The sequence below is a fragment of the Sphingomonas sp. 67-41 genome, from assembly GCF_001899725.1.
In the GTDB taxonomy this organism is placed as follows: Bacteria; Pseudomonadota; Alphaproteobacteria; order Sphingomonadales; family Sphingomonadaceae; genus Sphingomonas; species Sphingomonas leidyi.
Window position 1 is genome coordinate 1 of the sequence record NZ_MKWJ01000002.1, and the last position, 12,216, is coordinate 12,216.

Consider the following 12,216-nt stretch of genomic DNA (forward strand, 5'->3'; position numbering starts at 1 on the left):
CGTCTCATCACAACCCTTTATTTATGCGCTATAAAATTAACCGCCGTTTGAGACGATTCGAGACCATTGAAGCGCTCGGGACAGTTGCAAAGCGCTACTGCACTTTGCAACTGTCCCGAGCGCAACCGCCGAAGGCGGCGCGACTCGTCGCGGGGGCATCCGGAATGACTTTGCTGAGCGGAAGAAACTAACTTGCCATTGCCTGTCGGGTTGCTGATGCGGCCTTGATCATTGCGCCGACAGATTGGGAAATGTCTGGTACGCGCCCAAATCGGCCGTTTGGGCCAAGCCGTGCCGCCCCCGAAACCTGCCATTCCTCCGGATACTTGGTGCGTTGGGAGTACCGCTTCATCGACACTCCCATTTGACAGTCAGGCCAAGAGGACCTTCGATTCAGCTTTGAGGCGCGATGGCGATCGCAGAATGGTCTGTGGAGGCATCGACTGGAACACCCGCCTCCTTGCGTTCGGAATAGCGGTCGACAAGTTGCACCGCATGCGGACGCATCAGCACGGTGAAGCGGACCAGCTCCTCCATGACGTCGATGATCCGATCGTAATAGCTCGACGCCCGCATCCGGCCGTCTTCGTCGAACTCTTTGTACGCCATTGCTACCGACGACTGGTTGGGGATCGTGAACATCCGCATCCACCGACCCAACAGGCGCAGTGAATTGACGGCATTGAAGGATTGCGAGCCGCCGGACACCTGCATGACGGCAAGTGTCCGTCCTTGCGTCGGCCGCATCCCGCGCATCTGAAGCGGGAGGTGGTCGATCTGCATCTTCATGATGCCGCTGATCTGGCCGTGTCGCTCCGGGCTGCACCAGACCATGCCTTCGGACCAGAGCGCGTGCTCGCGCAGCTCATGCACGGCCGGGTGGTCGTCTCCGGCCACCTGATCGGGCAGCGGCAGGTCGCTGGGATCGAAGATCCGCGTCTCGGCGCCGAAGAACTGCAACAGGCGAGCAGCCTCCTCCACGGCGAGGCGCGAGAACGAGCGTTCCCTGAGCGAACCATAAAGCAACAGAATGCGGGGCGGAGGCTGGTCTGAGCCGAGGCCGGTGGCTGGACGCTCGAATGCGAACGCCTTGTCCAACGCCGGCAAATGGTCGGGGGCTGCGAGTTCACGCAATCTCATTCTCGAATACCTTTCTCAAGTCGGCTGCACGCCGCTTCATTTCGGCGGCAAAATGTCTGTTCGAACCTCGCCCGGCACGACTGCGGTCCACTTCTTCGCGGGACGATCGCAGGGCATCGCGGTCGAAGAACCGGGCGGCACTGACCGACCGCACAGGTATTTGGGCTCTAGGCCGGTCGATCCGCTGTCGGCGCAGAAGCCGTGCCGCCGCCAAGCGCGATCTGCATGTAGACGGTGTCGAGCCATCGGCCCGCCTTCCAGCCCATGCCTGTCAGTCGGCCGACGTGTTCGAAGGCGCAGGATCCGTGCAGCGCAACGGAAGCAGGTTCGCCGCCTCCGATCACAGCGACCATTTGCCGGAAGCCGTAAGTTTCCGCAGCATCAAGCAAAGCCGTGAGAAGTCGCTTGCCGATCCCGGAGCCCCGTCGATCATGCGCGATGTAGATGCTGTTCTCGCAAGCAAAAGCGTAGGCAGGACGATCTCGGAACTGCGTCGCGTATGCATAGCCGACAACTTCCGTTCCCTCGCAGGCGACGAGGAAAGGCCAATTCCGGTCGGTGATGGTCTCAATCTTGACGGTGGTCTCGGCAACCGTGGGCGGAACGATCTCATAGGTCGCCGTGCCGTGCAGTACGTGATGGGCGTAGATGGCAGCGATGGCTTCCGCGTCATCGACGGTCACGCTTCGAACAGAGATCGTCACTGGCGTACTCCAAGTGGGCTTTTAAGGTTCAACATGGCAGGCAAACGCTGGCCGGTTCGCTGCACTGCGGGCGCACTTACAGGAACGGGATTCACTCGCGTCCCGTCAGATGCAGGTCAGCTCAGCCAGCAGCGGCTCGTAGAGTTCGGTTCGACCCTGGCAGCAATCCTTGGCGAGAAAGACCATCACGCCGCGCAAGGAATCCAGGTTGGCGCGCTGAATTTGCTGTCGCCCGCGCTTTTCGGCGATGACGAGACCCGCCTTCACCATGACGGCGAGGTGCGTCGAAAATGTGCTCTGGCTCAGCCCAGATGCCTCGACCAATTCACCCGTGGAAAGCCCACCGGGCTCATGCCGGATCAACAGCCTGAAGGCCTCCAGTCGCGTAGGGTGCGCGAGCGCTGAAAGCAGAGCGAGGGCTTCTTCGGTGTTCATTCATCGTAATTTACCGATTGGATTGCGATCGTCAATATTGAATCGGAAATTCCCGATAAAAAGCCGGCCGGTGCCTCAGCTGTCGGCAGCCTCCGCCAGCGCCGAAGTGAGCAGCGCGGACACATCGCGTGCGGTTCGTGCAGCGCCCATCAGGGTCGCGGAGCCAGGCCCCGTCCAATCGCCGTATCCGGCCATCCAGAGGCGTTCCTCTTTGATCGAGCGATAGTCCTCAACGTGGACCCTGCCATCGGCCTCCACCACGTTCAGCGATTGCAGGTGGTCGAGCGCCGGCTTGAATCCGGTGCACCAGATCACCGCATCCACGGCTGTTTCCGATCCATCGGGCCAAACTACGCCTGTTGCCGTCATTCGGGTGAATGGCCGCACCGAGGAGAGGTCGCCGCGATCGCGCGCCGCTTTGACAGGAGGAACCATCACGATGTCGCCGACACCGCCGACAGGCTCTCCATCTGGCGGCCCTTTCATCCGAGCCACGGCCCTTTCGAAGAGTACCCGCCCGTCGACATCATCGGGAAGAAACAGTGGGTCATGTGTTGTAACCCAGGTCGCGCTGGCAATCGGAGCAATCTCCGCCATGATTTGCGCGCCGCTGTTGCCACCCCCGACAACCAGCACCGATTGCCCGGCATAGGCCTCCGGGCGGTTGTACAGCGCGGAGTGGACTTGCGTCCCCTCAAACAGATCGTGACCGGGATACTCAGGCACATAGGAGTGCGACCAAGTACCGGTCGCGCTGACAACGAAGCGAGCAAAATAGGGCCCATCCTCCGTCACAACCTCCAGATGAGCGCCGGACCGGCGGATGGTCTCTACGCGTACGGGCCTTTGGATGGGCAGCTTGTAGCGTTCCTCGTAGCGGCTCAGGTAATCGAGCACATCATCGCGGGTCGGATACCCCTTGTGTGAGGGCGGGGGCATCAGCCAACCGGGCAATGAACTGTATCCCGCTGGAGAAAACAGCCGCAGCGAATCCCAGCCATGCCGCCACGCGCCGCCAGGACCGGTTTCTGAATCGACGATCACGAAATCTGCCCCGGAACGGCGTAGATAATAGCCCAACGACAGCCCCATTTGCCCGCCGCCAACTATGACGATGTCGTGCGTTTTCATTCGGTCGCTCCCATTCCGAGGATCGAGGCAGTGCTGGAGAAAGCATTGGCGCCGCAGCAGCTTGCTTGAGCTCGCATAACTTTGAACGACGTGCATTCCTCTAAGGACCGCAATAGCACGGTGAATCCATATTTCCACGGTTTTGGAAATATCGATTGACGAGCCTTCGGCGCGCCCATATTTCGATAATCCTAGAAGGATCGACGAATCATGAATGACCTCAACTCCCAGGTGTGGGCAGTCGATGCATTGAGCGCTTTGGCGCATGAAACGCGCTTGTCCGTGTTCCGCATGCTGATCCAGGCAGGGCCGGAAGGCCATGTCGCGGGCGCCATTGCCGAGCGCGCGGGCGTGCCGCAGTCGACGATGTCCCACCACTTGAGCACGCTTGAGCGCGCAGGCCTCGTTCAATCCGAACGGGAAAGCCGCCTCATCCGCTACCGCGCCAACTATGCCGGAATGCAGCGGCTGCTCACGTTCCTCATGCAGGATTGCTGCCAGGGGGCGCCGGAGATGTGCTCGGACCTGATCGCCAAGATTCGCTGCGATACATCAGCTTGAGGGTGCTCCATGTCCGACAGAACCTACAACGTCCTGTTCCTATGCACCGGTAACAGCGCGCGCTCCATCCTGGGCGAAGCGCTCATGAACCAGCTCGGTGGCGATCGCTTCGTGGCGTACAGCGCCGGCAGCCAGCCCAAGGGCAAGGTTCACCCGATGGCTCTTGCGGTTCTCGATGAAATGGGGATCGACAAGCGGGGCATGTATTCCAAGAGCTGGGACGAGTTCGCGAAGCCCGGCGCTCCTAAGTTCGATTTTATCTTCACCGTCTGTGACAACGCCGCCGGTGAGACATGCCCGGTGTGGATCGGACATCCGATCACGGCGCATTGGGGTATTGAGGACCCGGCCGCAGTTGAAGGCGAAGGCCAGCGCGAGGCGTTCCTGAAGGCGCTGCGCTATCTTCACAACCGCATCTCGCTGTTCCTCACCCTCCCGCACGACAGCATCGACAAGATGGCGATGCAGCAAAAACTTCTCGAAATCGGCCAAAGCGAAGGTGCGAGCCTCAAAGCTGGAGCAAACAGTATGACCACCGACATCATCATCTACCACAACCCGGAGTGCGGCACGTCGCGCAATGCCCTCGCGATGATCCGCAATGCCGGCATCGAGCCGCACGTCATTGAGTATCTGAAGACGCCGCCCTCGCGCGCATTGCTGGAAAGCCTGATCTCGCGTGCGGCTATGACCCCTCGCGCGCTGCTTCGCGAGAAAGGCACGCCTTATGCCGAACTGGGCCTGGGTAATGCCGACCTCACCGATGCCGAATTGATCGATGCGATGATGGAGCATCCGATCCTTATCAACCGGCCGCTGGTCGTCTCACCGCTCGGCGTTAAGCTATGCCGTCCGTCCGAAGAAGTGCTCGACCTCATTCCCGCTGCGCAGCAAGGCGCTTTCGCGAAGGAAGACGGCGAACAGGTGGTCGATGCGGCCGGCAATCGCGTAGCTGGCTGAGCGAGCAGGACCCATGACCATCGAGCCCAAGCCGGAACGTCTCTCGTTCCTTGATCGCTATCTGACCCTCTGGATATTCCTGGCCATGGCGCTGGGCGTAGGCTTGGGCTCCGTGTTCCCCGGCCTACCAAAGACAATCGACAGCCTGTCTTGGGGGTCGACAAACATCCCCATCGCAATCGGCCTGATCCTCATGATGTATCCGCCGCTTGCGCGGGTACGGTATGAGGAACTGCCTCATATCCTCGACGACAAGCGCATCCTTGTGATCTCGCTCATCCAGAACTGGCTTATCGGACCAGTCCTGATGTTCGCCCTCGCGGTCCTGTTCCTGCGCGACAAGCCGGAATACATGACCGGCCTGATCCTGATCGGTCTGGCGCGTTGCATCGCCATGGTTATCGTCTGGAACCAACTTGCGAAGGGCAACAACCAGTACGTTGCAGCGCTGGTCGCGTTCAACTCGATCTTCCAGATCTTGTTCTTCAGCGTCTACGCTTGGTTCTTCCTGGCTTTCCTGCCGCCGTTGTTCGGGCTCGAAGGTAGCGTGATCGACGTGAGTTTCTGGACGATTGCCCAAGCTGTCTTGATCTACCTTGGCATTCCGTTCCTCGCCGGCTTCGTGACCCGAAAGGTGCTGACGAAGGCCAAGGGCAACGAGTGGTATGAGCACACGTTCCTGCCGAAGATTGGGCCCGTGACGCTGGTCGCGCTGCTCTTCACGATCGTTGCTATGTTCAGCCTCAAGGGAAGCGAAATTCTCGCGCTGCCCGGTGATGCCCTGCGCGTGGCGGTCCCGTTGACGATCTATTTCGTCGTCCAGTTCACGATCGCGTTCTTCATGGGGAAGCTCGTCGAGAGCGATTACCCGCGCACGACGGCCGTTGCCTTCACAGCGGCAGGCAACAACTTCGAACTCGCCATCGCGGTTGCCATTGCGGCTTTCGGGCTTTCGTCGCCGGTTGCGTTCGCTGCAGTGATTGGGCCGCTGGTCGAGGTGCCGGTCCTGATCCTGCTGGTCAATGTTGCCTTCTGGTTTGGACGGCGCTGGTTCCCTGACACTGTGCCACAGCGGGCGCGCGCGTCCACCTGAGCCTGAGTTCGCGAACTGTTGTCTGCGCCGAGATCTCTCAACGATAGCCCTCTCGGCACAGACACAGCAGTTGCGCCTGCTCGACATCACTTCGCCAACGGCAGCTTTCTTCGTTTTTCAAACCAGAACCGGTCGGACAGCAAGCGGCCCATCGCGGTCATTTACATGCGAGATACCCGTTCAAGCTGCTGGTCGCAGGCAGGCTGTTGATTGAGAGAATTTTTCGTCGAGCGATGGGCCCAACCAAAATCCATCAAGCGTTGTGCAGGGCAGGATCAGTGCTGCGCAAGCGGGGAGGGTTCTAAACTGAATCTGCGTTCAATGGGTATCCCGCCCGTGACGGGCTCGCGTCGCCATGTAGCGTAGAGCGAATTGAGCGTGCAACGTGGCGTCGATTGTAATGTCCTCAGGGCTCGCTCGCATCATGAGCTGGCCGCCCCTGGTTTTGGCAGCATTGAACGCAATTGCCGGATTTCCGCCTCTTTGGCTTCCAACGCAGCCTCCAGCATGATGATACGATTGAGCAACTGGTTGATCACGTTGCGCAGCTCGGCCTTACCGCTCGTGATTTGTGGTTTGGCCTTCGGCGGCTTCGGAGCTTCATCTAACAAAGCGAGAAGTTTGGAGCATCGATAGGCCGTCGCTCGACTGACCCCCGCCTCGCGGGCAACATTGGTTATGCTCAGCTTGCCATTCGTCGCGGTGCCTTTGCCGTCGCGCAAGCGGTTATAGGCGTCAAGCAGCGCGACGGTGGTTTGCGATTTTCGGGGAGGGTTCGCTTTCCTCGTCATCGTTCGACCTGTTCCAGCAACTGTCTGTAAATAACGATCTGTGCCTCAATGGCGTGTTTCTGGATCGGGCTGATGTTCTTGCTATTTTTCATGGTCTCGGCATCTGCGATGCATGATTGCAGAGCCAGCACATGCCGCCTCGCCACCACGCTGTTCGGACAACGAGCAGGCTGGCACCTCGTAAATGCCGGCTGCACCTCAGCTCCTTTCACCTTCAAGCAGAGGGCGTGGTCGGCATAGAAGAAGCAGTCGTTGATATAACCCGGATGAAGCGTGACGGCAGTGTTTGAAAGCATTTTTGCGCGGCGCCGATCATCAACGACCGTGCCGGGCAGATCACCAATCTTGCTCCTGATGCTTGTAAATTCGGCGACGAGTTTCGAGCGCATGGGGCCGCCTGGATTGATCCCTGCCTTCCAGTCCTCGTACATCTCGACGATATCGCTGAGCTGAGCGAGGCGACGTTCCTCTTCGATCTCCGAACGGAAGCCGGATTGGGAAGTGCCCGCATAGCCTTCGAACATCATGGCGCTCGCGTGCCCATATTGTATCATGCCCGCGATCACGCCGAAGGGCTGGCTGGCGATGTACCATGCAAGGGTGCGGCGGAGCTGACGCGTACGCCACCGCCAGGGTTTATCACCCTCGTCCGGGATATGATATAGTGCCAGTATGCGGTCGGCTTCGGCGGGCGCCGCCGCTGCCATTTCTTCGGCGAGCCGGCGACACTCCTTGGCGAAGTAGTTTAGGTATACGGTCGATTGATGTGCCGTAAGCTGGACATTGCCTACCCCCCGAATCAAGGCCGGTTTGAACAGGGGCTCATCATCTCGCGGCGCTTCCGTTCGATCGGCGCTGTTGTGTAGATAGTCCTGCAACCGTATTGCTGCCAATACGGCCCTGGCAACAGGCTCTATTACAGTCCAGCGATGTTCAGCGCCGTCGACGTTTTTGCGGGTTTTGAAGATTCTTCCGACGAGTTCGTAGCCCTTAACCTTCCCATGTTCGTCTCGCACGAGTCTTAGGCAACCACGCTTGAGCGCGGCCGCTTCCTCGCCTCGCATTCCGGATAATAGGCCGATTACGAGATAGCACGCGGCCATCGCCGGTATGAAGGTATAACGACTGCTGAAGCTAGGAAGATGCGACCGCCACGCAGTGTTTGTTCCTGGCATGTTGGCCCAAACACTGCTTGCGCCTGGGCGCTCGGTTCCGAGTTGCGAGATTGCCTTCTCGAGCATAGCCGAGCGTGCTTTCAGCACTTCCACGCCGAGACCGCTGGCCTTGCAGATTTCTGGCCACGCGGGTCGACCATCTTGGGTCGCCGGTACTCCAGAGCCTGATGCTTCAAGTGCATCCAAATAAGCGCGCAAGCGCTGGTCACTTAGTTTCGGTGACACTCTTTGCCGACGCGCGGCGATGTTGACGCCAGCTATTCGATGTCGGGCGATGAGATCGTCGATCCCATGATCGACGTAGAACATGGCCCACCGCAACGCCGGCGCGCTAATGGCTTCCGGTATTCGCGGTGTGACATTTTCTCGGCCACCCCGGTATCCCGCGATCCGAGTCGCTGAACGGTTACCCCAAGGAGCTATCCCGATCCCCCGGAACGACAGGTAGGGCGTATAGAGCGCAAGTCGCCGTACGCAGAGGATCTTGTAGACAAGAGTTGCCGGTGCGAGGTGCCGCTTCGCGGACAGCCAGTGATCCAGCCAAGGCTGATCGATCTCGTGTAGTTGAAATCCGGCTTCCCGCACTTCTTGCAAAAAATACCGGATGATATTGCCGACCTGCATCAGCGAACCAGGTTTCAGGACGCCGAGGCGGCCGCGCACCTTGTCTCGGGAGTCGTAGTTCAAAGACAGGAACAGATATTCTCGTACGAGTTCCCGCTCATCAGCATCGGCGATCCGACCGAAGCAGATACAGGCTTCATGGGCCTTTTTCGGCCGCGCGATGGCACATTCGAGCAGCCACTTATCGTCCCCGACCAGAGAGATATTCTGCTGCTCACGGCCACTCACGACCATGTGGGGCGGAATCACCAATGCCGAACGGTCAATCCGCCAAGATGCTTCGGCACGTTCCAGAACCGGACGCATGCTCAGCCCCGCTGAAGATGTGGCGGCAGAGCTGGCGCCACAGCGGTATTTTCCACTGTGGACCGAGCCTGTTCGATATCGCCAGCGTCGAACACGGGGAGTATCTGTACCATAATTCGATCATGGTCGGCGCTGTAGCGCTCGTGCCACTCCGCTTCCGTCATGACGGCGCGCCGATCAGCTAGCCATGTCAGATAGGTCAGCAACGCTGGCAGCTTCCGTGCGGTGAACACAGCATTCGGGCAATGGAGGCAGCCAGTGAACGCGGTGGCGCAGGAGCCGTCGTCATTCCGCCCAAGTGGGCTCGACCAGAATCCGGAACACATGCCGAGGAACGTATCGGCATTGCCTGAGATCAACGACGCGACAGCGCCTGCGTCGAGCTTTTGGTTTCCGATCGAGAGGCCGGCTACGAGCGCGCTGGTTTCCTCCTTCGGTGGCAGGACCAACGGTATCATCGCCATGTCGAACAATTGACCTTCGGCGACCTCTACCGAGCGCGCATGCTCTTCTCGAAGCCCGTCCACCGCGGCATAATGCCGAGCGGCAACTGGCTTCGAGTGATCGCTCGCGAAGCGGCGAAGGTGGCCTGCGTGGCGCACGTAATTGTCCCGCTTCACCGTTTTTCTTAGCTGGGCGGGAACGATCTTGGTTATCGGCTTACCCGCTTCATCGACGAGGCCGAGGCTTCTGATAGCGGCGTAGAAGTTATGGGTAGAAAGGCTGAACCGCCGCCAGCTCGGCAGTCCGGCTGCAACGAAGCCGACCCACAGGTAATCCGCATTCGGGTCGCCTCGATCGGCCATTCGCTCGGCGGCGGGCCGGGATAGTTCAAGGGCAAGGCGAACGAGTCCGCCTGGCGTATTGATGCCACCGTCACGCACGCGTTCGCGCTTGATCTTGGCGCGCAGACCGCCTCGCCCCTTCGTGTATTCAATGGAGACATATCCTCTCGCGGGGTTCTTCAGGCAGTCGCGCCGCAGGGTCCGCAGGCATTCTATCGGCATTTCGACCCGGAGCGCGATGGCGATGATGAAGCAGATCGCATCAGGCAGTGTGAGAACGAGAAGATCGCTGGCGGCGGCGATGGCAACCTTGCGATATTTGAACATGTCGAACTCGCTTCGAGCGGCACGCGTGCCGTCGGCGACTTTCAGGAACACATTCTCAAAGCGGCTCCTCTCCAGCTTGTTTCGCAAAGCTTCGATCTGCTCGCGTCCCGCCACGATCCTTTCGCGTGTAGCTATCACGCTGCGATCAGCGGCCTCTTTCAGGACGCGAGCGACGAACGGTGTCAACGGTTCGCGGGGCCGTAATGCCGTTCCATTGTGACGGCTCGTGAAGTTGATCCGCGCCTTCAGATCCGGACGTAGCAGATCAGGGTTGCGTTCGTCTATCGCGCGAAGGCCGTGAACAAGGCAACGGAACCGGGAGTATTGGCCCCGAACGTCGCAAGCATCGATGTCAGCGGCCGTAATCACGCGAAGCCCCCCGTCGAGGCGCCCGCTGGAGGACAGATGTTTGCCGAGCGGGATCCAGCTCTGTCGATACTGTTCGACACTCGGGACGGCCAGGCCGGCGAACAGCTCGTTCATCATCGGCCCAAGGTACAAGGCAAGATCGCGGCCCAGACCTTCGTTCCCTACCTCGTGCAGCAACCAGGTCATTTCGCGCCCGACACCGTCACGATGATGATAGGCTAGGATTGCGTCAGCTTGCGGCTCCTCCTGCTGCGGAGGTAAATCGCTGAACGATAGGCGAGGCCGTCCCACTGCTAGAAGAAGCCCATCAGACGAGAGTCCAGCGCCTCGGCCGCCTGATCTACGAGTTCGAAGGCTTCATCGAGGTAGGTGAGGTATTTTTCAGTGGTCAGGATGTTGGCGTGACCCAGCCATCGCTGGACCCGGCGCAAGGGGTCGCTGACGACCTTCATGTAGATTTCCTCGGTTCGATCTGGGACAGATCGACCGTCGAGCCTCTTCACTTCCGCTTTGATGAGGTGCGTAAGCCAGTAGACGGCAAAGGTATGCCGGAGGGTATGAGGCGATACCTGTAGGTCCCAGCCCATGTTCTCCGATAACTTCTTGCTGGTACGCCGGAAGATCGACTGCCATGCCGCGGGGGTGAGGGCTTGGCCGTCCTGCGCCAGCCATAATGCTGCCGGCTGCGCACTTTCCAATGGCGCGCCCGACCCGGGCAGCAATAGGAGATTCCGTCGTTCGTCGATTCGCAGAGTCGCCAGCGACCGCGGGCGTTGCTCGCCCTGGATCAAAACGCGCTGCCCGCCCGCAAGTGTGCCGATGAGCGGCTGCCGCATGGTCCGGACCCCACCCGCGCGTCGCCAGCGATCGACCAACTGGCTTCGCTCCTCGCGAACATAGGCGTCGATAAAGTTACCGGCGACCCGCCTCGGGAACGGCACCGATCGAGGTTTGCGCCCTTTGGTGATTGTGGCGGGAAGGTCGATCATGGCGGTGCGACTGCCCTGGAAGACGCAGGCATTCGTTGTCGGCAGTTCTCCGATCAGAAGGCTGGCGCCTTCCTCAAGTCTGACACCCGTGGTCACGAGTAGCTCGGCGAACGCGGCATCGCGCATCGGATTCCGGCGTTGAGTGATACCGCTCGCTTGACCCTGGTCCAACAGGCCTTGGTCTCGGAACAGAATGTAATCCTCGAGCGGGATCATGCGGATCGTATCTTCGGCAACCGCGCCATCACGGCGGAATCTGGTTTTCGGCGCCACTGAAATCAGTCTCACTTCCTCGCTGGCGGCCCATTGAAAGAACCGCGTCAACGCCGCAGACGTGCGCTTCCAAGACGATCCCGATAGTCGGAGCTCGCCCGGCCCCTCGAGCCGAAGGCTGCGATATTTCCCTACATCGACACTGGATGCGTCGAGTAACGACTTTGAACGCACATCCCGCAGATAGCGGGCAAAGACCTGAAGATCCCGAGCATAGTGGCCCGCGCTGGCAAGGGACACGCCATCGGATCGCAGGAACGTGATGAACGAATTGACTTCGACAACGGGGCTTCCGTCGGAATGAAGGAGAGAAGGGAGAGTTGTTTCGGGTAAGTATTTGATTGCGTCCTGCTTTATGGCGTCATCAAGCGCAGGCCGGATCATCATCCCATCAACAAATATAGGCTCGACGCCGAGCCAAGGATCGAACGGAAAAAGATGCACTGAATCCTCGATATGTCACTGGGCGCTTCCGCTTTATTGCCCCGACCCGATCGATGATGGGGCAATATCCATAGCCCGTCAAAGAGAATGAATCGTCTCAATGGCGACA

12 protein-coding genes and 1 pseudogene are annotated in these 12,216 nt (G+C 59.7%); 5 read left to right on the top strand and 8 right to left on the bottom strand.

Going from position 1 to position 12,216, the window contains the following annotated elements:
• Positions 1-191 (top strand): hypothetical protein (locus tag BGP17_RS01755; protein ID WP_286710805.1); only part of this gene is annotated, 191 nt, incomplete at its 5' end.
• Between the two features lie 202 nt (positions 192-393).
• Here the strand turns inward: BGP17_RS01755 and arsH are convergent.
• From arsH to BGP17_RS01775, 4 genes are all read right to left on the bottom strand, one after another.
• Entirely contained in the window at positions 394-1,140 is a 747-nt protein-coding gene (gene arsH, locus BGP17_RS01760; protein ID WP_062069117.1) for an arsenical resistance protein ArsH, read from the bottom strand.
• Positions 1,141-1,307: 167 nt separating this feature from the next.
• Entirely contained in the window at positions 1,308-1,844 is a 537-nt protein-coding gene (locus BGP17_RS01765; protein WP_037509299.1) for a GNAT family N-acetyltransferase, read from the bottom strand.
• 105 nt (positions 1,845-1,949) lie between these two features.
• Positions 1,950-2,279, bottom strand: coding sequence for an ArsR/SmtB family transcription factor (locus tag BGP17_RS01770; RefSeq protein ID WP_037509301.1), 330 nt, complete (start codon positions 2,277-2,279; stop codon positions 1,950-1,952).
• Positions 2,280-2,354: 75 nt separating this feature from the next.
• Entirely contained in the window at positions 2,355-3,410 is a 1,056-nt protein-coding gene (locus BGP17_RS01775; RefSeq protein ID WP_037509361.1) for an ArsO family NAD(P)H-dependent flavin-containing monooxygenase, read from the bottom strand.
• A gap of 210 nt (positions 3,411-3,620) precedes the next feature.
• On the opposite strand from BGP17_RS01775, the gene BGP17_RS01780 reads away from it, so the two are divergent.
• From BGP17_RS01780 to arsB, 4 genes and pseudogenes are all read left to right on the top strand, one after another.
• Positions 3,621-3,971 (top strand): ArsR/SmtB family transcription factor, encoded by a 351-nt coding sequence (locus tag BGP17_RS01780; protein WP_037509303.1) that lies wholly within the window; start codon positions 3,621-3,623, stop codon positions 3,969-3,971.
• 9 nt (positions 3,972-3,980) lie between these two features.
• Positions 3,981-4,487 (top strand): annotated as a pseudogene (locus tag BGP17_RS01785) (arsenate reductase ArsC); the annotation flags it as partial.
• Positions 4,488-4,499: 12 nt separating this feature from the next.
• Positions 4,500-4,931, top strand: coding sequence for an arsenate reductase (glutaredoxin) (gene arsC, locus BGP17_RS01790; protein WP_037509366.1), 432 nt, complete (start codon positions 4,500-4,502; stop codon positions 4,929-4,931).
• A gap of 13 nt (positions 4,932-4,944) precedes the next feature.
• Positions 4,945-6,024: an ACR3 family arsenite efflux transporter gene (gene arsB / locus BGP17_RS01795; RefSeq protein ID WP_037509304.1), complete on the top strand. Its 1,080-nt coding sequence runs from the start codon at positions 4,945-4,947 to the stop codon at positions 6,022-6,024.
• 422 nt (positions 6,025-6,446) lie between these two features.
• On the opposite strand, the gene BGP17_RS01800 is transcribed toward arsB, so the two are convergent.
• From BGP17_RS01800 to BGP17_RS01815, 4 genes are all read right to left on the bottom strand, one after another.
• Entirely contained in the window at positions 6,447-6,815 is a 369-nt protein-coding gene (locus BGP17_RS01800) for a TetR/AcrR family transcriptional regulator (protein WP_052076616.1), read from the bottom strand.
• A complete protein-coding gene (locus BGP17_RS01805; protein WP_155282051.1) occupies positions 6,812-8,920 on the bottom strand; it encodes a site-specific integrase in 2,109 nt (702 codons plus the stop codon). The genes BGP17_RS01800 and BGP17_RS01805 overlap by 4 nt, the downstream gene beginning before the upstream one ends.
• A 2-nt stretch (positions 8,921-8,922) precedes the next feature.
• On the bottom strand, positions 8,923-10,587 hold the full coding sequence (locus BGP17_RS01810) for a hypothetical protein (RefSeq protein WP_160987143.1): 1,665 nt from the start codon (positions 10,585-10,587) through the stop codon (positions 8,923-8,925).
• Positions 10,588-10,694: 107 nt separating this feature from the next.
• Positions 10,695-12,107 (bottom strand): tyrosine-type recombinase/integrase, encoded by a 1,413-nt coding sequence (locus BGP17_RS01815; protein ID WP_286710806.1) that lies wholly within the window; start codon positions 12,105-12,107, stop codon positions 10,695-10,697.
• Between the last annotated feature and the right edge of the window lie 109 nt (positions 12,108-12,216).

Excerpts from the sequence above, each read along its gene's own strand:
- arsH (WP_062069117.1), bottom strand. The coding sequence starts at position 1,140 with ATGAGATTGCGTGAACTCGCAGCCCCCGACCATTTGCCGGCGTTGGAC.
- BGP17_RS01770 (WP_037509301.1), bottom strand. The coding sequence starts at position 2,279 with ATGAACACCGAAGAAGCCCTCGCTCTGCTTTCAGCGCTCGCGCACCCT.
- BGP17_RS01775 (WP_037509361.1), bottom strand. The coding sequence starts at position 3,410 with ATGAAAACGCACGACATCGTCATAGTTGGCGGCGGGCAAATGGGGCTG.
- BGP17_RS01780 (WP_037509303.1), top strand. The coding sequence starts at position 3,621 with ATGAATGACCTCAACTCCCAGGTGTGGGCAGTCGATGCATTGAGCGCT.
- arsC (WP_037509366.1), top strand. The coding sequence starts at position 4,500 with ATGACCACCGACATCATCATCTACCACAACCCGGAGTGCGGCACGTCG.
- arsB (WP_037509304.1), top strand. The coding sequence starts at position 4,945 with ATGACCATCGAGCCCAAGCCGGAACGTCTCTCGTTCCTTGATCGCTAT.
- BGP17_RS01800 (WP_052076616.1), bottom strand. The coding sequence starts at position 6,815 with ATGACGAGGAAAGCGAACCCTCCCCGAAAATCGCAAACCACCGTCGCG.
- BGP17_RS01805 (WP_155282051.1), bottom strand. The coding sequence starts at position 8,920 with ATGCGTCCGGTTCTGGAACGTGCCGAAGCATCTTGGCGGATTGACCGT.
- BGP17_RS01810 (WP_160987143.1), bottom strand. The coding sequence starts at position 10,587 with ATGACCTGGTTGCTGCACGAGGTAGGGAACGAAGGTCTGGGCCGCGAT.